This window comes from Pseudomonas sichuanensis, from assembly GCF_003231305.1.
In the GTDB taxonomy this organism is placed as follows: domain Bacteria; phylum Pseudomonadota; class Gammaproteobacteria; order Pseudomonadales; family Pseudomonadaceae; genus Aquipseudomonas; species Aquipseudomonas sichuanensis.
This window is the reverse complement of record NZ_QKVM01000077.1, coordinates 1-19,281: the sequence shown is the minus strand read 5'-3', so window position 1 is coordinate 19,281 and position 19,281 is coordinate 1. Positions and strand designations below refer to the sequence as shown.

General features: G+C 64.4%; 12 protein-coding genes. 1 reads left to right on the top strand and 11 read right to left on the bottom strand.

Translation table 11 applies throughout. The annotated features are described in order from the left end of the window. From hemE to pilM, 11 genes are all read right to left on the bottom strand, one after another. The coding region (gene hemE, locus DM373_RS26750; RefSeq protein ID WP_110996390.1) for a uroporphyrinogen decarboxylase at positions 1-1,064 on the bottom strand (1,064 nt) is incomplete at its 3' end. A gap of 170 nt (positions 1,065-1,234) precedes the next feature. After that, a complete protein-coding gene (locus tag DM373_RS26745; protein ID WP_110996389.1) occupies positions 1,235-2,746 on the bottom strand; it encodes an amidase family protein in 1,512 nt (503 codons plus the stop codon). Between the two features lie 127 nt (positions 2,747-2,873). After that, positions 2,874-4,292: an FAD-dependent oxidoreductase gene (locus DM373_RS26740; RefSeq protein WP_110996388.1), complete on the bottom strand. Its 1,419-nt coding sequence runs from the start codon at positions 4,290-4,292 to the stop codon at positions 2,874-2,876. A 106-nt stretch (positions 4,293-4,398) separates the two neighbouring features. Then, entirely contained in the window at positions 4,399-8,844 is a 4,446-nt protein-coding gene (gene gltB, locus DM373_RS26735) for a glutamate synthase large subunit (protein WP_110996387.1), read from the bottom strand. Positions 8,845-9,220: 376 nt separating this feature from the next. Continuing rightward, positions 9,221-10,825 (bottom strand): AAA family ATPase, encoded by a 1,605-nt coding sequence (locus tag DM373_RS26730; RefSeq protein ID WP_110996386.1) that lies wholly within the window; start codon positions 10,823-10,825, stop codon positions 9,221-9,223. 15 nt (positions 10,826-10,840) lie between these two features. Continuing rightward, positions 10,841-11,938 carry a 3-dehydroquinate synthase gene (aroB, locus tag DM373_RS26725; protein ID WP_110996385.1) on the bottom strand — a complete coding sequence of 366 codons (1,098 nt, stop codon included), beginning with the start codon at positions 11,936-11,938 and terminating at the stop codon, positions 10,841-10,843. 98 nt (positions 11,939-12,036) lie between these two features. Next, positions 12,037-12,555: a shikimate kinase AroK gene (aroK, locus tag DM373_RS26720; RefSeq protein ID WP_110996384.1), complete on the bottom strand. Its 519-nt coding sequence runs from the start codon at positions 12,553-12,555 to the stop codon at positions 12,037-12,039. A gap of 4 nt (positions 12,556-12,559) precedes the next feature. Then, positions 12,560-13,828: a type IV pilus secretin PilQ gene (locus tag DM373_RS26715; RefSeq protein WP_110996383.1), complete on the bottom strand. Its 1,269-nt coding sequence runs from the start codon at positions 13,826-13,828 to the stop codon at positions 12,560-12,562. After that, positions 13,758-14,768 carry a pilus assembly protein PilP gene (locus DM373_RS26710; RefSeq protein ID WP_110996382.1) on the bottom strand — a complete coding sequence of 337 codons (1,011 nt, stop codon included), beginning with the start codon at positions 14,766-14,768 and terminating at the stop codon, positions 13,758-13,760. The genes DM373_RS26715 and DM373_RS26710 overlap by 71 nt, the downstream gene beginning before the upstream one ends. Further along, a complete protein-coding gene (locus tag DM373_RS26705; RefSeq protein ID WP_110996381.1) occupies positions 14,765-15,304 on the bottom strand; it encodes a PilN domain-containing protein in 540 nt (179 codons plus the stop codon). The genes DM373_RS26710 and DM373_RS26705 overlap by 4 nt, the downstream gene beginning before the upstream one ends. Next, positions 15,301-16,149: a type IV pilus biogenesis protein PilM gene (gene pilM, locus DM373_RS26700; protein WP_244215138.1), complete on the bottom strand. Its 849-nt coding sequence runs from the start codon at positions 16,147-16,149 to the stop codon at positions 15,301-15,303. The genes DM373_RS26705 and pilM overlap by 4 nt, the downstream gene beginning before the upstream one ends. Positions 16,150-16,360: 211 nt before the next feature. Here pilM and DM373_RS26695 point away from each other — a divergent pair, with 211 nt between their 5' ends. Next, entirely contained in the window at positions 16,361-18,811 is a 2,451-nt protein-coding gene (locus DM373_RS26695; protein WP_425272614.1) for a penicillin-binding protein 1A, read from the top strand. Positions 18,812-19,281: the final 470 nt, after the last annotated feature.

Sequence of the window (19,281 nt, the reverse complement as noted above, 5' to 3'; positions counted from 1 at the left end):
TACTGGTGGTACTGCGCCGACAACTCATGCACAGCGTTGATGAACACGCCGGCGTGCTCCGGGTCGACTTCCGGCGTAATACCGTGGCCCAGGTTGAACACATGGCCAGTGCCCTTGCCGTAGCTGGCAAGGATGCGCGCCACTTCGTTGCGGATGGCTTCGGGCTTGGCGTACAGCACAGTCGGGTCCATGTTGCCCTGCAGGGCCACCTTGTCACCGACGCGGCGGCGGGCGTCGCCGATCTCGCAGGTCCAGTCCAGGCCCAGGGCGTCGGCACCGGCCTCGGCGATGCTTTCCAGCCACAGGCCGCCGTTCTTGGTGAAGAGAATGACCGGCACCTTGCGCCCTTCGTGCTCACGGATCAGGCCGCTGACGATCTTGCGCATGTAGGCCAGGGAGAACTCCTGGTAGGCCGCCGCCGACAGGTTGCCGCCCCAGGTGTCGAAGATCTGCACGGCCTGGGCACCGGCGAGGATCTGGCCATTGAGGTAGCTGGTGACCGACTGCGCCAGCTTGTCCAGCAGCAGGTGCAGGGCTTGCGGGTTGTCATAGGCCATGGCCTTGGTCTTGCGGAAGTCTTTCGACGAGCCGCCTTCGACCATGTAGGTGGCCAGGGTCCAGGGGCTGCCGGAGAAGCCGATCAGCGGCACACGGCCGTTGAGCTCGCGACGGATGGTGCTGACCGCGTCCATCACGTAGCCCAGGTCTTTCTGCGGGTCGGGGATCGGCAGCGCTTCGATGTCGGCCGGGGTGCTGATGACCTTCTTGAAACGCGGGCCTTCGCCGGTTTCGAAGTACAGGCCCAGGCCCATGGCATCGGGGATGGTGAGGATGTCCGAGAAGAGGATCGCCGCGTCCAGCGGGTAGCGGTCCAGCGGCTGCAGGGTGACCTCGCAGGCGAACTGCGGGTTCATGCACAGGCTCATGAAGTCGCCGGCCTTGGCGCGGCTGGCGCGGTACTCCGGCAGGTAGCGGCCGGCCTGGCGCATCATCCACACCGGGGTGACGTCTACGGGTTGCTTGAGCAGTGCACGCAGGAAACGATCGTTCTTCAGGGCAGTCATGTCGGCATCCGGAAAAAAAGTGCGGGCATTTTCTCAGACGCGGACACAAAAGGCACGGGCATGGCGATTCGTTTTGTCTATCGGATGCCATGGATCAAGGGTTTTTGTATACAAAACCGAGGTAGCGAGCGCAACCGCTGCCTCGGCGAGCCTGCTCGGCAGGTCGGCTATTACGCCTCGCTCTTCTCGAAGGCGTGCCCCAGGGAGAGCAGCGCCTGATCGCTCCAGCGCGAGCCGGTGAAGTGCACGCCTTTGAGCATACCGCCGTCGTCCAGACCCGCAGGCACTGTCAGGCCAGGGTAACCCGCCTGAGCACCGTAGCCGATCAATTGGCCCATGGGCAGGTCGACCAAGGCGGTCAGTTCATGTGCGGCCAGCGCGTCGTCGATCAGCGCCTGGCTCTGGCTGCGCAACTGATTGGCAAGGCTGGCGTAGAGCTCTTCATCGAACTCCAGCGCCTCGGCCGCGACCAGCAGGGCCTGGCCATAGTTCTCGGGGACGGGGTTGGCCTCGTTGAATGCAACCACGTCAGCCAGCGTCTTGACCTCGATGCCCTGACGGTTGCCCAGGTATTGCGCCAGTTCACGCTTGAAGTCGAAGCTCAGCACCGCCATCTGCGCCTGGAACAGGTCGGGGAACGCGAAGTCGATCGGTACCAGCGTTGCGCCGGCGTTCTCCAACCTTGGCGTAAGGGCAGCGAACACAGGGTCCTCGAGCATCGGCGTGCCACGCGGGGTCAGCGACGGGTAACCCAGCCTGGCGCCATCCAGGGCCGTGGCATCCAGGCCGCCCGCATAGTCGATCATTTCGGTTGGTGCCCCTTCCGGCGCGGGTGTCGGCAGGTCAAGGCCGAACATCGCGTCGAGCAGGGCCGCCGCATCGGCTACGGTCCTCGCCATGGGCCCCGCGGTATCCTGCCTGCTGGTCAAGGGCACCAGGCCGGACGCACTGAGCAAGCCCAAGGTAGGGCGCAGGCCAACAACCTGGCTGAAGAATGCAGGCCCCACCAATGAGCCATTGGTTTCGGTGCCCACAGCCACTGCCACGAAGCCGGCGCTGACAGCGACGGCAGAGCCCGCGCTGGAACCGAAGACCGGCAGTTCCTTGCTCATGGCGCTCTGCGTCTGGCCACCACGGCCGCTCCAGCCCATGGGGCTCTGCCAGTCACGAAAACCCATCCACTCAGAGGTATTGGCCTTGCCGAGGATCACCGCACCCGCAGCGCGCAGCCGCTGGACCAGGTAAGCATCGACGGGAGCCGGCTCACCGACCAGTGCCAGCGAGCCAGCGCTGGTCTGCATGCTGTCGCCGCTGTCGATGTTGTCCTTGATCAGTACGGGGATGCCGTGCAGGCGGCCACGCAACTCGCCAATGGCACGTTCGGCATCCAGGGTTTCAGCGATGGTGAGGGCGTCGGGATTGGTTTCGATGACAGCCCGCAGTTGCGGGCCTTGTTGATCGAGGGCAGCGATACGCGCCAGGGCTCGCGTCACCAGCGCGGCAGAAGTCACGCTACCTTCGGCCAGCAGGGCCTGAAGCTCGGCGATGGTGGCGAAATCGTTACTGTCCGGGTCGATGATCGAGGCGAAGACAGGACCGTCGAAGTCGTCCTGCGTCACAGAGTTGAGGAGGAAAGAATTGCCTATTACAGAAATTGACGGCTTTTGCAGCAGATTATTCATACATCAGATTCCTTGACTGGATGTTAGCTCTTCGTTGAGCTCCTCCAGTCTCAGAATCAGTGAGCAGTGAAACTAGCCCGACATTTCGTCGGGCTAGGTAGGATCCGTCCTACTTTCAAGCGCTCGGTCACACACCCAGGTAATCGAGAATTCCTTCAGCCGCAGTGCGCCCTTCGAAAATCGCCGTCACCACCAGGTCCGAACCACGCACCATGTCGCCACCGGCGAACACTTTCGGGTTGCTGGTCTGGTGCTTGAACTTGCCTTTCTCCGGTGCCACCACGCGGCCCTGGCTGTCCATCTGGATGCCATGCTGCTCGAACCACGGCGCCGGGCTCGGGCGGAAGCCGAAGGCGATCACCACGGCGTCGGCCGGGAGGATCTCCTCGGAGCCCGGGATCGGCTCGGGGCTGCGGCGGCCACGGGCGTCCGGCTCGCCGAGACGGGTCTCGACCACCTTCACACCTTCGACCTTGTCTTCGCCGACGATGGCGATGGGCTGGCGGTTGTAGAGGAACTTCACGCCTTCTTCCTTGGCGTTCTTCACCTCTTTGCGCGAGCCCGGCATGTTGGCTTCGTCACGGCGATAAGCGCAGGTCACCGCCTTGGCGCCCTGGCGGATCGAGGTGCGGTTGCAGTCCATCGCGGTGTCGCCACCGCCCAGCACCACGACCTTCTTGCCCTGCATGTCGACGAAATCTTCCGGCGACTTTTCAAAGCCCAGGTTGCGGTTGACGTTGGCGATCAGGAAGTCCAGTGCGTCGTGCACGCCTGGCAGGTCTTCGCCGGGGAAACCGCCCTTCATGTAGGTGTAGGTACCCATGCCCATGAATACGGCGTCGTACTCGGCGAGCAACTGCTCCATGGTGACGTCCTTGCCCACCTCGGTGTTCAGGCGGAACTCGATGCCCATGCCGGTGAAGACTTCGCGGCGATTGCTCAGCACGGTCTTTTCCAGCTTGAACTCGGGGATGCCGAAGGTCAGCAGGCCACCGATCTCGGGGTTCTTGTCGAACACCACCGGGGTCACGCCAGCGCGCACCAGCACGTCGGCACAGCCCAGGCCAGCGGGGCCGGCGCCGATGATGGCGACGCGCTTGCCGGTGAGCTTGACCTTGGACATGTCCGGGCGCCAGCCCATGGCGAAGGCGGTGTCGGTGATGTACTTCTCCACCGAGCCGATGGTCACCGCGCCGAAGCCGTCGTTGAGGGTGCAGGCACCTTCGCACAGACGGTCCTGCGGGCACACGCGGCCGCACACTTCCGGCAGGGTGTTGGTCTGGTGCGACAGTTCGGCGGCGGCGAGGATGTTGCCTTCGGCAACCAGCTTCAACCAGTTGGGGATGAAGTTGTGGACCGGGCACTTCCACTCGCAATACGGGTTGCCGCAGCCCAGGCAGCGGTGTGCCTGTTCCACGGACTGCGCGGGCTTGAAGGGTTCGTAGATCTCGACGAACTCCTTCTTGCGCTGGCGCAGCAGTTTTTTCTTCGGGTCCTTGCGGCCCACTTCGATGAACTGGAAGTCGTTGTTCAGACGTTCAGCCATTTTTCAAAACCTCTTTACCGCAGTTGCCGGCATCAGCCGCAAGCTGCAAGACGATCACTTGAGCCGGGCAGGCCCCGCGCACGGGGCCTGCCACTTGCAGCTGTTGTTACTGCGGGTTGGCGCGGGTGCTGGACAGCAGTTGCTTGAGCGTGGCCGCCTTCGGCTTGACCAGCCAGAAGCGCCGCACGTAGTCGTCCAGGTTCTCCGAGAGCTCACGCCCCCACTCGCTGCCGGTCTCTTCCACGTACTCGCCCAGGACCCGCGCCAGGTGGCTGCGGTAGGCCTCCATCGCCTCACCACTGATGCGCTGGATTTCCACCAGCTCGTGGTTGAGTTTGTCGACGAAGCTGTTGTCCATGTCGAGCACGTAGGCGAAGCCGCCGGTCATGCCAGAGCCGAAGTTGTAACCGGTCTTGCCCAGGACGCAGACAAAGCCACCGGTCATGTATTCACAGCAGTGATCGCCGGTGCCCTCGACTACAGCGTGGGCGCCGGAGTTACGCACAGCGAAGCGCTCGCCCGCGGTGCCGGCGGCGAACAGCTTGCCGCCCGTGGCGCCGTACAGGCAGGTGTTGCCGACAATGGCGCTGTGCTGGGTTTCGAACGGGCTGCCGGCCGGTGGCACGATGGTCACCTTGCCGCCGGTCATGCCCTTGCCGACGTAGTCGTTGGCGTCACCTTCCAGGTGCAGGTTCAGGCCACCGGCGTTCCACACGCCGAAGCTCTGGCCCGCGGTGCCCTTGAAGCGGAAGGTGATCGGCGCGCCAGCCATGCCCTGGTTGCCGTGCAGCTTGGCGATTTCGCCGGAGATGCGCGCACCGATGGAGCGGTCGCAGTTGCAGATGTCGAGGCTGAACTCGCCACCGGCCAGGTCGCGAATCGCCGGCAAGGCCATGGCCACCATCTTCTCGGCCAGCTCGCCCTGGTCGAACGGCGGGTTCTTGTCGACTTCGCAGAACTGCGGCTTGTCGGCCGGGATGTGCGAGCTGCCCAGCAGCGGCGACAGGTCGAGGTGGCCCTGGCGCTCGGTGTCGCCCGGCAGCACGTCGAGCAGGTCGGTACGGCCGATCAGCTCGCCGAGGCTGCGCACGCCCAGCTTGGCCAGCCACTCGCGGGTTTCTTCGGCGACGAAGGTGAAGAAGTTGATCACCATGTCGACGGTGCCGATGTAGTGGTCCTTGCGCAGCTTGTCGTTCTGGGTGGCCACGCCGGTGGCGCAGTTGTTCAGGTGGCAGATGCGCAGGTACTTGCAGCCCAGGGCGATCATCGGCGCGGTGCCGAAGCCGAAGCTCTCGGCGCCGAGGATCGCGGCCTTGATCACGTCCAGGCCGGTTTTCAGGCCGCCGTCGGTCTGTACCCGCACCTTGCCGCGCAGGTCGTTGCCGCGCAGGGTCTGGTGGGTTTCGGCCAGGCCCAGCTCCCACGGGGCGCCGGCGTACTTGATCGAGGTCAGCGGCGAAGCGCCGGTACCGCCGTCGTAGCCGGAGATGGTGATCAGGTCGGCATAGGCCTTGGCCACGCCGGCGGCGATGGTGCCCACACCGGCTTCGGCGACCAGCTTGACCGAGACCAGGGCCTGCGGGTTGACCTGCTTGAGGTCGTAGATCAGCTGGGCCAGGTCTTCGATCGAGTAGATATCGTGGTGCGGTGGTGGCGAGATCAAGGTCACGCCCGGTACCGCATAGCGCAGCTTGGCGATCAGGCCGTTGACCTTGCCGCCGGGCAGTTGGCCGCCCTCGCCAGGCTTGGCGCCCTGGGCCACCTTGATCTGCAGCACTTCGGCGTTGACCAGGTATTCCGGGGTCACGCCAAAGCGGCCAGTGGCCACCTGCTTGATCTTCGAACTCTTGATGGTGCCGTAGCGGGCCGGGTCTTCACCGCCCTCACCGGAGTTGGAGCGCGCACCCAGGCGGTTCATGGCCTCGGCCAGGGCTTCGTGTGCCTCTGGCGACAGCGCGCCCAGGGAGATGCCGGCGGAGTCGAAGCGCTTGAGGATGGCCTCCAGCGGCTCGACTTCATCCAGTGCCAGGGCCTGGTCGGCCACCTTCACTTTCAGCAGGTCGCGGATCATCGACACCGGGCGCTGGTCGACCAGCGTGGTGTATTCCTTGAACTTGGCATAGTCGCCCTGCTGCACGGCGGCCTGCAGGGTGTTGACCACGTCCGGGTTGTAGGCGTGGTACTCGCCACCGTGGACGAACTTCAACAGGCCACCTTGCTGGATCGGCTTGCGCGCGCTCCAGGCTTCGGCGGCGAGCAGCTTCTGGTCGCTCTCCAGGTCTTCGAAACGCGCACCCTTGATGCGGCTCGACACGCCCTTGAAGCTCAGGCCGACCACTTCCTCGGACAGGCCGATGGCTTCGAACAGCTGGGCGCCACGGTACGAGGTGATGGTCGAGATGCCCATCTTCGAGAGGATCTTGAGCAGGCCCTTGGAGATGCCTTTGCGGTAGTACTTGAACACTTCGTCCAGATCGCCCAGCACTTCGCCGGTGCGGATCAGGTCGGCCAGCACTTCATAGGCCAGGTACGGGTACACGGCCGAGGCACCGAAGCCCAGCAGCACGGCGAAGTGGTGCGGGTCGCGGGCGGTGGCGGTCTCGACCAGGATGTTGCTGTCGCAACGCAGGCCCTGTTCGGTCAGGCGGTGGTGCACCGCACCGACGGCCAGCGAGGCATGCACCGGCAGCTTGCCCGGGGCGATGTAGCGGTCGCTGAGCACCAGTTGGGTCTTGCCGCTGCGCACCGCTTCCTCGGCCTGGTCGGCGATGTTGCGGATGGCCGCTTCCAGGCCGACGCTCTCTGCATAGTTGAGGTCGATCAGCTGGCGGTCGAAGCCTTCGCGCTCCAGGTTCATCAGCGAGCGCCACTTGGCGGGCGAGATGACCGGCGAACTGAGGATCACCCGCGAGGCGTGCTCGGGGGACTCCTGGAAGATGTTGCGCTCGGCACCCAGGCAGATTTCCAGCGACATCACGATCGCTTCGCGCAGCGGGTCGATCGGCGGGTTGGTCACCTGGGCGAACTGCTGGCGGAAGAAGTCGTACGGCGAACGCACGCGCTGCGACAGCACGGCCATCGGCGTGTCGTCGCCCATCGAGCCGACCGCTTCCTGGCCCTGCTCGCCGAGGGGGCGCAGCACCTGGTCGCGCTCCTCGAAGGTGACCTGGAACATCTTCATGTATTGCTTGAGCTGGTCAGCGTCGTAGCTGGCCGCGCCCTGGTCGTCGGTCAGCGTCGCCTGGATGCGCGTGGCGTGCTGACGCAGCCAGCGCTTGTACGGGTGGCGCGACTTCAGGCGGTTGTCGATGGCGTCGGTGTCGAGGATCTGGCCGGTTTCGGTGTCGACGGCCAGGATCTGGCCCGGGCCGACACGGCCCTTGGCCAGGACTTCCTCAGGCTGGTAGCCCCATACGCCGATTTCCGAGGCGATGGTGATGTAGCCGTTGGTGGTGGTCACCCAGCGCGCCGGGCGCAGGCCGTTGCGGTCGAGCAGGCACACCGCGTGGCGGCCTTCGGTCATGACGATACCGGCCGGGCCATCCCACGGTTCCATGTGCATGGAGTTGTATTCGTAGAAGGCGCGCAGGTCGGCGTCCATGGTCTCGACGTTCTGCCAGGCTGGCGGTACCAGCATGCGCACGCCACGGAACAGGTCGATGCCGCCGGTGACCATCAGCTCGAGCATGTTGTCCATGCTCGAGGAGTCGGAACCGACGCGGTTGACCAGCGGGCCGAGCTCTTCGAGGTCGGGGATCAGGTCGTTGGCGAACTTGGTGCGACGAGCCATGGCCCAGTTGCGGTTGCCGGTGATGGTGTTGATCTCGCCGTTGTGGGCGAGGAAGCGGAAGGGCTGCGCCAGCGGCCACTTCGGCAGGGTGTTGGTGGAGAAGCGCTGGTGGAACACGCAGATCGCGGTTTGCAGGCGCTCGTCACCCAGGTCTGGATAGAACGCCGCGAGATCGCGCGGCATCATCAGGCCTTTGTAGATGATGGTCTTGTGCGAAAAGCTGCAGATGTAGTGGTCGGCGTCGTGGGCGTTGGCCACGGACGAACGGCGACGGGCACTGAACAGCTTGATGGCGAATTCCTGATCGCTCAGGCCTTCGCCGCCGATGAACACCTGTTCGATCTGCGGCAGGCGCTCCAGGGCCAGGCGGCCGAGCACGCTGGTGTCGATCGGCACTTTGCGCCAGCCGACCAGGGTGAGGCCGGCATTGACGATTTCGCGGTCCATGTTGGCGCGTGCGGCTTGGGCTTTGACCGGGTCCTGGTTGAAAAACACCATGCCGACGGCGTACTGCTTGGGCAGCTCGACGGCGAAGTGTTCCTGGGCCTTGGCACGCAGGAATCGATCGGGCTTCTGCATGAGCAGACCGCAACCGTCACCGGTCTTGCCGTCGGCGTTGATGCCACCGCGGTGGGTCATGCAGGTCAAAGCCTGCATGGCGGTTTGCAGAAGGTGGTGGCTGGGTTCGCCCGTCATATGGGCGATCAGGCCAAAACCACAGTTGTCCTTGAATTCTTCGGGATGGTACAGACCTGTTTTCATAGACACTTTCTCACCAGGTTCACCTCTCAACCGGAGGCAAATCTCTTTTTTAACAACCACTTACCATCCACGCCGATCAAACGCCAGCTTTTTTGCGGTGGTCATGGAAAACCATTGTTGCACAGCGACAGCGATGCTCACAAATTTTCATGTCTCACCATTGAAAATTTATGTCGCAATTTTGAATGTTTTTGCGCCATGCGCCGTGATAGCGGCTCGGCTCGAGTCTGAAGCGTTTCAGCCATGACTGCAACACGGGGCTTGTGGCCGGCAGTCTGGGACAGAAAAGCCTGCCGCACTTGAAGTGCAGCAGGCTAGTCGAAAGCTAGAAGTCGCTCAGCAACTGGGCGGCGGGGGTGATGCCGCCCGGAAGGTGTCAGCGGGCCGTGGCCAGCTCTTGTTGGACGCTGCCGACGGTACGTGGCCAAGGTTTACCAGCCTGGACCTTGGCTGGCAAGTTCTTGATTGCCGCAGCGGCGGCGTCGCGGCTGGCGAAGTTGCCGTAGGTGACCACGTACAGGGGTTTGCCCTGCAGGTTTTTCTTGAAGTAGCGATAGTCGCCACCCTGCTCTTTGACGAACGACTGCGCCGACGCCTCGGAGCTGGTGCCGAAGATCTGCACCACATAATTACCGGCTTTCTGGCCGGCATACCAGCTGCTGCCGCCGGCGCCACCGGCTGCCGGTTTCTCGACGGGCTTGGCTGCAGGCTTGGCGCTGGCGACCTGGGTTGGGGCCGGCGCGGGCTTTGCAGGTGCAACCGGTTTTGGCGCCTGGGTTGCGACAGGCTTCTGCACAGGCGCAACCGGCTGGATCGGTTGCGCAGGTGCCGGTGCCGGCCCAGCAGTAGCGCCTTGCGGCGGGGCAATCGTGGTGACAGTCGGCGGCACTGCTGCGGACGGCGCGGCAGGCTGCAGCGCGGTGTTGCCGGCAGGCCCGGCTTCTTCGCCGTCACCCATGCCGGCGGCCTGGGCCAGTGGCTCGCGCATGACCGGCTGCGACTGGCCGACCAGCGGCAGCGGCATTGGCTGCGAGGAGCCGGCGAACTCGATGGCCGGCGCGCCATTGCCGCCCTGCCCCAGCGGCAACTGCGCCTGGGCACTCGGCGCCTCGGTCGGGGCCTTGTCGCTCTTCTTCGGCATCAGGACCGCCGCACCAACGGCGACCACGACCACAGCGGACAGCGCAAGCACGTGTTTCTTAGGCATTTTGAACCCCATGGTTGGTCGCTTCACCGTGGTACGGCTGGCGATCATGGCTTCGATCAAGGTATCGCGGGCAACCTGGTTGATGGTCCCAGGCCACCCATCGGCATTTTCGTGGATGTCGGCGATCTGCTCGCGGGTGAACACGTCGATACCCCGGCCGGCACCGTCCAGGCGCTGCTCCAGGTATTCGCGGGTTTCTTCCTCGCTGTAGGGTGCCAGCTCGATGATGTGGAAACGCTCCTCATCGATACTGAGCTCATCCAGCCCGGCGATCAGCGACGGTTCGCCGAACAGGAATACATGCGGACGCCCTTCGGCAACACCCGCCGCCAACTCCAGCAAGGCTTGGAGTGCCGACTCGTCGAGTTGTTCCGCATCGTCCACCAGCAGATAGACTTCCTGGCCGGTCAGCGCCAGTTGCACCACCTGCGACAGGATCGCCTGCACTTCAGGCTGCGCCACATTGAGCGACTGAGCCACCTGGCCAAGCACGCTGGCAGCGTCGGAGGCACCGCGGGCGGACACCACCACGCTTTGTACCGACTGTTTGTTGGTGCTGGCCACCAGCGCCTGACGCAGCAGGGTCTTGCCGCTGCCCACGGGGCCCGTGACCACCAGCATCAACTGGCTGTAGCGCGCCAGGTGGTGCAGTTGGCCCAGCACCGGTTTGCGCTGGGCGGGGAAGAACTTGAAACCGGGCACACGGGGTGCGAACGGATCGTGGCTCAACTGGTAATGATCGAGGAACGCCTCATCGGCATGCAGACTGGTCATTGCGTTGTCACAACCTCAAAGCTGGGCCACGATCGCGCGGTAATCCGCCGCCAGCGTGGCCTGAAGAATCTCTGTCGGATAGTCGTCGGTGACGACGGCCTCGCCCATCTGGCGCAGCAGCACCAGGCGCAGGCGCCCGTCGAGCACTTTCTTGTCGACCGCCATATGCTCCATGAAATGCGCCGGGGTCATTTCCTGTGGTGGCACCACCGGCAATCCTGCGTCCTGCAGCAGGCGAATACCGCGATCTCGCGCCGGCTGGTCGATCCAGCCAAGGCGCATGGACATCTCCAGGGCCATCACCGTACCCGCAGCCACGGCTTCGCCATGCAGCCAGACGCCGTAGCCCATGTGGGTCTCGATGGCATGGCCGAAGGTGTGGCCGAGGTTGAGCGTGGCGCGCACGCCCGACTCGCGCTCGTCGGCACCGACTACGGCGGCCTTGGCGGCGCAGGAGCGGGCGATGGCTTCGGTCAGGGCCTTGGGGTCCAGGGCGCGCAGGGCCTCGATGTTCTGTTCGAGCCAACCCAGGAAGGGCTCATCGCAGATCAGGCCGTACTTGATGACTTCGGCAAGCCCGGCGGACAGTTCGCGCGCAGGCAAGGTCTTGAGGCTGGTGGTGTCGATCAGCACCGCGTTGGGCTGATAGAACGCACCCACCATGTTCTTGCCCAGCGGGTGGTTGATGCCGGTCTTGCCGCCGACCGACGAATCCACCTGCGACAGCAGGGTGGTAGGCACCTGGATGAAGTCGACGCCACGCTGGTAGCAGGCCGCGGCGAAGCCGGCCATGTCGCCGATCACGCCGCCACCGAGGGCGACCACGGTGGTGCGACGGTCATGACGGGCAGTCAGCAGCGCATCGAAGATCAGTTGCAGGGTTTCCCAGTTCTTGTGGGCCTCGCCATCGGGCAACACCACTGGCAGCACCTTGTAGGCACCCAGGGTCTTGCTCAGGCGTTCGAGGTACAGGGGCGCGACGGTCTCGTTGGAAACGATGGCCACCTGGCGCCCGGCAATGTGCGGCGCCAGCAGTTCGGGCTGGTCCAGCAGGCCCTCGCCAATGTAGATCGGGTAGCTACGTTCGCCCAGGTCGACCTTAAGTGTCTGCATGTATCCCCACAATGTGCTTGGGCGCGGTGACGGCTGTGCGGCTCCGCGCGATGACGTTCAACCCCGCCTCGGCGTTGGTGGCCGAGGATAGTCCTGACTTATCGGGGCGGCAACTGATGCAAACGCTCGAGAATGTCGAGCACCACCATGCGCGGTGGCCGTTCGTCGGTTTCCACCACGATGTCGGCAATCTCGCGATAGAGCGGGTCGCGCGCCTCCAGCAGGGCGCGCAGCGTGGCTTCCGGGTTGGCAGTGCGCAACAGCGGCCGGTTGCGGTCGCGGGCGGTACGCCCGACCTGCTGCTCCACCGAGGCATGCAGGTAGATCACCCGGCCTCCGGCGTGCAGCGCGGCGCGGTTGGCATCGCGCATCACCGCGCCACCACCGGTGGCCAGGACCACGCCATCGAGCTCGCAGAGCTCGGCGATCATCGCCTGCTCACGATCACGAAAGCCCGGCTCGCCTTCTTTGTCGAAGATCCACGGGATATTGGCGCCGGTTCGCAGTTCGATTTCCTTGTCGGAATCCTTGAACAGCAGGCGCAGCTCTTTGGCCAACAGGCGCCCGATGGTGCTCTTTCCAGCGCCCATGGGCCCTACAAGTATCAAATTTCGCACAGAATCAACGACTCACAGCAATCGCCTGGTCACTCATGATACGCGGAGTCAGGAAGACCAGCAGCTCGGATTTTTTCTCTTGTAATGCATCGCGTCGAAACAGCCGCCCAACATACGGCAGATCGCCCAAAAATGGCACCTTGTCGACCACATTGTTGTGCGACGTCGAGTAGACGCCGCCGATCACAATGGTCTGGCCATCGGCCACCCGCACCTTGGCATTGACCTCGTTCTTGCGGATCGGCGGCACATTGTTCAGGGCATTGACGAAATCCGGCTCATCCTTGGTCACCCGCACCTCCATCACCACCTGGCCATCCGGGGTGATCTGCGGCGTCACTTCCAGCGACAGCGAGGCCTCGCGGAACGAGATGGAGGTGGCACCACTCTTGGTCGTCTCCTGGTAAGGCACCTCGGTGCCCTTGATGATGCGCGCGGTTTCTTTGTCGGCGGTGACCACCTTGGGCTGCGAGATGATCTCGCCGTTGCCGCTCTTTTCCATGGCGCTGAGCTCCAGATCCAGCAGTATGTCACTGCGCAGCAGGCCCACGCCCAACCCCGACGTCCCCCGCTCCACCCCAAGGTCGACGAACAGCTCGCTGCCCAACCGGCTGCTCTGCCCGTACAAAGGGCCTCCCCAACGCACACCCAGTGCCTTTTCGTAATCGACGCCGGCCTCGACGATGCGCGCTTCGATCATCACCTGGCGTACGGGCACATCGAGCTGCGCCACCAGCCTGCGCAACTCGGCGATCCGTTCTGGCGGCTGGGCCACCACCAGGGTATTGGTCCGTGCATCCACGCCGAGGCTGCCGCGCCCGGCCAGGATGCCGTCATCGGCAAGGCTGCCCAGCAGCAACTCGGCCAGCTCCGCAGCCCGGGCGTGATGGACCGGAATCAGCTCGCGCTGCAAGGGTTCCAGTTGCGCCTCCAACGCCTGTTCCAGGTGGGCATCGCGCGACTGCTCGGCAAGCTCCGCAACCGGCGCGACCAACAGCACATTGCCCTCCTGGCGCCGCCCCAGCCCTTTGCTGCGCAGCACCAGATCCAGCGCCTGCTGCCACGGCACATCGTCAAGGCGCAGGCTGATGCGGCCCTGGACCGTATCGCTGGCCACCAGGTTGATCCCCACGTAGTCGGCCATGACCTGCAGCACCGCGCGCACTTCCACGTCCTGGAAGTTCAGCGATATGGGCTCTTTCTCAAACGCCGTCGCCAGTGTCGGCTTCAAGCCCAGCAGGAGTATCAGAAACCCGCTCGACCACACTTTCATCGTCATCCCTGACCTCTCCATGGGCACCCTTCCCGAGTGCCAGAAACCGGGAGCGCTCCTGCCAGCCACCGGCAATGTACAGCCGTTCGTGCACCTCGACCTGATGCGCATCGATCCTCACCACGACCCCTTCATCACGCCCCAGCCGATCACCCACTGCGACCCGGTACAGATGACCTGCCGAACGCAACAGCGCATGGCGCTGCCCCGCCCGTGAAAGGCTGCCGACCATCTCGAGTTGCTCCAGCGGAACGCGGCCAATCCCTCGGGGCGCAACCCGGGATGACCACACCATGAACGGATCGAAGTGGCGGGTGGATACCGCTTGCCGGGCGGGCTCATCTGCCAGCGAAATCGGCACCGCCAGGCTCTGCGCGGCAGCGTACGCGTGCACTTGCAGCTTCGCCCTGACCAACCCGGAACGCTCATCCAACGCGAACAGCTCCAGCCGCGCCACATTCAACAGGCGCACCTGCTGCAGCCACTGCTCCAGCCACGCTCGCAACGCCGGGTAACGGCCCACTACGCTGATGTCCAAGGGCATCACGCGATACCCGGTTTGCTGACGCTCTTCCAGCACATCGAGGCGCTCGACCAGCAAGCCGTGCTGGTGCCCCGAAACCGCCAACTGGTCGAGCAACTCGCTCACCCCCTCCCCTGCCGCCAGCCGCCAGCGTTCCCGAAACAAGCGCTGCTCGTCGTCGTGAAGCGCCAGGCGCTCCGGGTCAAGCTCGGCGGCCTGCCCTTCCTTCGCCGCAAGCGTCGCCTGGAGCTGCTGCTCAAGCAGGGTGTATGCCTGATGATGTTCGTACACCTCGCGCAGGCGCATCTGATAGCCCACGACCACCACGGCCCCCGCCAGTGCCAATACCAGCACGGCCCTGAGCGCTGCCGAGCGCTGCAGCATCGCCTGCCAGTCAGCGAGAGAGGCACGTTTCATGAGTCGTGCACCGCCAGGCGCGCCGTCAAAACAAATTCATCGCCCGTTTCGAGATTGCGCAGATGAACCAACTGCAGGTCCTGTAGCCCCTGGGCTGCTTGCAGATCGCGCATGAACCGGGCGACGACTGCAGGCGAGGCCGCCTGCCCGGTCAGCCGAAACTGCCCATCCAGCGCTTTGAGCTCAGTAAGCCGGGCGCCCTCTGGCAGGGCATGCTCCAAATCGAGAAAGAAGCCGGGCAGCGACGCCTGGCGAGCCCGCAACCCAACCAACTCCGCCTGCTCTACCAACAAGGTTGCGCGCGCCTCACGCAACTGCTCGACTTGCGCCACGATGGCATCAATACGCTGCACGTCGGCTTGTTGCGCGGTGACGGCGTCGATCTGCCGTGCCAGGCGTGACCGCGCCAGATGATCGAGCAGCATCACACCCAGTAAAGCCAGCACCACGCTGGCAATCACCTGCACCCGAAAGCAATACGCATCCCGTGCCCTGCGCCGCTCACGCCACGGCATCAGATTCAGCCGCAACTTCATTGCAACCCACCCAGCGCCAGGCCGCACGCCAAGGCCATCGAGGCATCGAGCGCCTTGGCCTCACTGCCCTTGGCCAGGCCCGCAAAATCCGCATCGCCTGCCATTCTGCATGCCACTTTCAGGCGCTCAGCCAATATTGCAGCCCGATCTCCGTCAGCGGCTCCGCCCACCAACACGACTCCACCGATACCGGCTTGCATGCAAAGGCGCTCGACAGGTTCGAGCCACCGTTCCGGCGACGCCAGCGCGACCTGCTGGCGGTGTGGGAGCAGATTGTCCTGCCACCGATGCAACACGGCCTCGTTCCTTTCCAATTGCAAAAGCACATCCGTGCCTGGCGACACCGATGACATGGCCCGGCGCAGGGCGATGCTGTCGACTTCCATTGCCTGCACCTGCAGGCCTGCCTGGGCGAACAGTTGCTCTAGTGGGTCGATCTGGCTTTGCCTGCAAGCGGCGACCAGCACGTCGTTGTGCCCTGGCTGTTCGGCGGACGGCCCCAACACTTGAAAGTCCAGGGCCAGGTCATCCAACGGAAAGGGGAAGAGTTGGTCGGCCTGTTCAAGCAACTGCACCTCGGCCTCGAAATCGGACACAACGACAGGCAAGCTCAAGACCTTGCAGATCACCTGCGACGCCGGCAACGCCAGTGCTACCTGGCGCTGGCGTGTGGCGCAGCGACCATGGGCCTGGCGCAAGGCACACACCAGACGCTCCCCCTCATCGAGCAAGTGGGGGCCGCGCAAAGGCGGATCGATGCGTTCCCGGGCCCAGCCCACGACCCGGCAACGCCCCCGCTGGCGGCGTACCTGCAGCATTCGTATGGAATCGGCGGCGATTTCCACCCCCAGCAGTGAACCTGCGTCCTTGCCAAAGCGTCCAAGCATGGCTGTGCCTTCCCTGTCATCAAAGCCCGTGCGCTTGCCGCGCGGGCGGTCATCGCAGTACCCCGGCCGGTCACCCGAAGGGGCGAAAAATGCTTATAATGCCCAGCGTTTTTTCCTGTCCGCCGGCCACGCGCCCTCCACTCCTCAACCTGGACACCCAAAAGCCTTGATACGCCTGCTGAAGTTCTTCTGGTGGTCTTTCGTCGCAGTCATCTGCGCGCTCGTGCTCGGTGTGAGCGGTGCGTTTCTGTATCTTAGCCCCAGCCTGCCGTCGGTCGATTCGCTGCGAAGCGTCCAGTTGCAAATCCCCCTGAGGGTGTACAGCAGCGATGACAAGCTGATCGCCGAGTTCGGCGAAATGCGCCGCTCGCCAATCAAGTTCCAGGAAATTCCCCCACAGTTCATTCAGGCACTGCTGTCGGCCGAGGACGATAATTTCCTCAACCACTACGGCGTCGACCCCAGCAGCCTGATGCGCGCGGCCACGCAGTTGGTCAAATCCGGGCACATCCAGAGTGGTGGCAGCACCATCACCATGCAGGTAGCGAAGAACTTCTTCCTCAGCAGCGAACGCAGCTTCTCGCGCAAGACCAACGAAATCCTGCTGGCCCTGCAGATCGAACGCGAGCTGACCAAGGACGAAATCCTCGAGCTGTACGTCAACAAGATCTACCTGGGCAACCGCGCCTACGGCATCGATGCCGCCGCGCAGGTGTACTACGGCAAGTCGATCCGCGACGTCAGCCTGGCGCAGATGGCCATGATCGCCGGCCTGCCCAAGGCGCCGTCACGCTTCAACCCGCTGGCCAACCCGGTGCGCGCCAAGGAACGCCGCGACTGGATCCTCGGGCGCATGTACAAGCTTGGCAAGATCGACGACGCCAGCTACCAGGCGGCCCTGGCCGAGCCGTTGAACGCCAGCTACCACGTGCCGACGCCGGAGGTGAATGCCCCGTATGTCGCCGAAATGGCCCGCGCCGAAATGGTCGGCCGCTACGGCAGCGATGCCTACACGGAAGGCTTCCGCGTCTACACCACCGTCCCTAGCGACATGCAGCAGATGGCCAACAGCGCTGTGCTCAACGGCCTCTCCGAGTACGACGAACGCCACGGCTATCGCGGCCCCGAAGCGCGTTTCCCGGGCAAGACCCGCGCCGCCTGGCTGCAGGAGCTCGGCAAACAGCGCACGCTTGGTGGCCTGGAGCCGGCCATCGTCACCCAGGTCGAGAAGAGCGGCCTGAAGGTGATGACCCGCAGCGGCCTGGAAGAGGACGTTGCCTGGGACACCATGAAATGGGCCCGCCCGTACCTCAACAGCAACGCCCAGGGCCGCACGCCGCAATCGCCGGCGGATGTTGCGCAGGTAGGCGACCTGGTGCGCCTGCAGCGCCTGGAACACGGCAAGCTCAAGTTCAGCCAGGTGCCTGGCGCCCAGAGCGCACTGGTGACCCTCGACCCGTATAACGGCGCGATCCGCGCCCTGGTCGGCGGTTTCTCCTTCGAGCAAAGCAACTACAACCGCGCCATGCAGGCCAAGCGCCAGCCGGGCTCGAGCTTCAAGCCGTTCGTCTACAGCGCCGCGCTGGACAGCGGCTACACCGCCGCCAGCCTGGTCAACGACGCGCCTATCGTGTTCGTCGACGAATACCTGGACAAGGTCTGGCGACCGAAGAACGACACCAACACCTTCCTCGGCCCGATCCGCATGCGCGAGGCGCTGTACAAGTCGCGCAACCTGGTGTCGATCCGCCTGCTGCAGGCCATGGGCGTGGACCGCACCATCGACTACATCGCCAAGTTCGGCTTCAACAAGCAGGACCTGCCGCGCAACCTGTCGCTGGCGCTGGGCACCGCCACCCTGACCCCGATGGAGATCGCCACCGGCTGGAGTACCTTCGCCAACGGCGGCTACAAGATCAGCCCGTACCTGATCGAGCGCATCGACAGCCGCAGCGGCGAAACGCTGTTCACCGCCAACCCGCCGCGCGTGCCGCAAGGCAACGAAGACCAGGCCGGCCTTGCCGCACCCGAACAGCCGATCAGCGTGACCGCCATGCCGGGCGAAGCCCCTTCCGCCTTTGGTCAGGTAGCGCCAGCGCCGCAAACCCCGGCAATCGCCGAGCGCATCATCGATGGCCGCACCACCTACATCCTGACCAGCATGCTGCAGGACGTAATCAAGCGCGGCACCGGCCGCCGCGCCCTGGCCCTGGGCCGCAGTGACCTGGCGGGCAAGACCGGCACCACCAACGAATCCAAGGACGCGTGGTTCTCGGGTTACAACGGCGACTACGTCACCACCGTGTGGGTAGGCTTCGACCAACCGGAAACCCTGGGCCGGCGCGAGTACGGCGGCACCGTGGCCTTGCCGATCTGGATGGGCTTCATGGGCCCGGCGCTCAAGGGCAAGCCCGAGCACACCCCGGCCGAGCCGGAAGGCATTCTCAGCCTGCGGGTCGACCCGATCAGCGGCCGCGCCGCCACCCCGAGCACGCCGAACGCCTACTTCGAGCTGTTCAAGGCCGAGGACTCGCCGCCGTCGGTGGATGAGCTGGGCAACGGTGCAGCGCCTGGCAGCCCGCTGCCAGCGGATGAAGCGGCGCCGATGGATCTGTTCTGACAGACGCTGCCTTGCGCCGCGAAGGGCCGCTGAGCGGCCCCAGCAATACGAAGAAGACGCCATAGGCGTCTTTTTTCGTTTCAACGGTTCAGTGCCTTGCCGGAGTTGAACTGCCCGACAGGCACCTACACGACTTGGTCGCCTGGATATACCCGACGTCTAACCAAGAATCGTCCTACGAACACTCGGAATGGTCCTGCATATTCCGTTGGCAGGCCCCGCTAGCTTGGCAGCTTTTCCCCTGGCGGGGCGACGCTGTGCAAGCCCTTGCCAGACTGACCTGACAGGGACAACGGATGTTCGACTCGACACTCACAGACCGCCTGCGCTTCCACGTGCCGGCGGTTGAGCATGATCTTCAGGTACTGGCGTTCAACGGCGACGACGCCATCAGCAGGCTCTACAGCTTCGATATCGAACTGGTCAGCGAAAACCCCCGCCTGCCGCTCGAACCCATGCTCAACCAGCCT

Excerpts from the sequence above, each read along its gene's own strand:
- DM373_RS26745 (WP_110996389.1), bottom strand. The coding sequence starts at position 2,746 with ATGAATAATCTGCTGCAAAAGCCGTCAATTTCTGTAATAGGCAATTCT.
- DM373_RS26740 (WP_110996388.1), bottom strand. The coding sequence starts at position 4,292 with ATGGCTGAACGTCTGAACAACGACTTCCAGTTCATCGAAGTGGGCCGC.
- gltB (WP_110996387.1), bottom strand. The coding sequence starts at position 8,844 with ATGAAAACAGGTCTGTACCATCCCGAAGAATTCAAGGACAACTGTGGT.
- DM373_RS26730 (WP_110996386.1), bottom strand. The coding sequence starts at position 10,825 with ATGACCAGTCTGCATGCCGATGAGGCGTTCCTCGATCATTACCAGTTG.
- aroB (WP_110996385.1), bottom strand. The coding sequence starts at position 11,938 with ATGCAGACACTTAAGGTCGACCTGGGCGAACGTAGCTACCCGATCTAC.
- DM373_RS26715 (WP_110996383.1), bottom strand. The coding sequence starts at position 13,828 with ATGAAAGTGTGGTCGAGCGGGTTTCTGATACTCCTGCTGGGCTTGAAG.
- DM373_RS26710 (WP_110996382.1), bottom strand. The coding sequence starts at position 14,768 with ATGAAACGTGCCTCTCTCGCTGACTGGCAGGCGATGCTGCAGCGCTCG.
- DM373_RS26705 (WP_110996381.1), bottom strand. The coding sequence starts at position 15,304 with ATGAAGTTGCGGCTGAATCTGATGCCGTGGCGTGAGCGGCGCAGGGCA.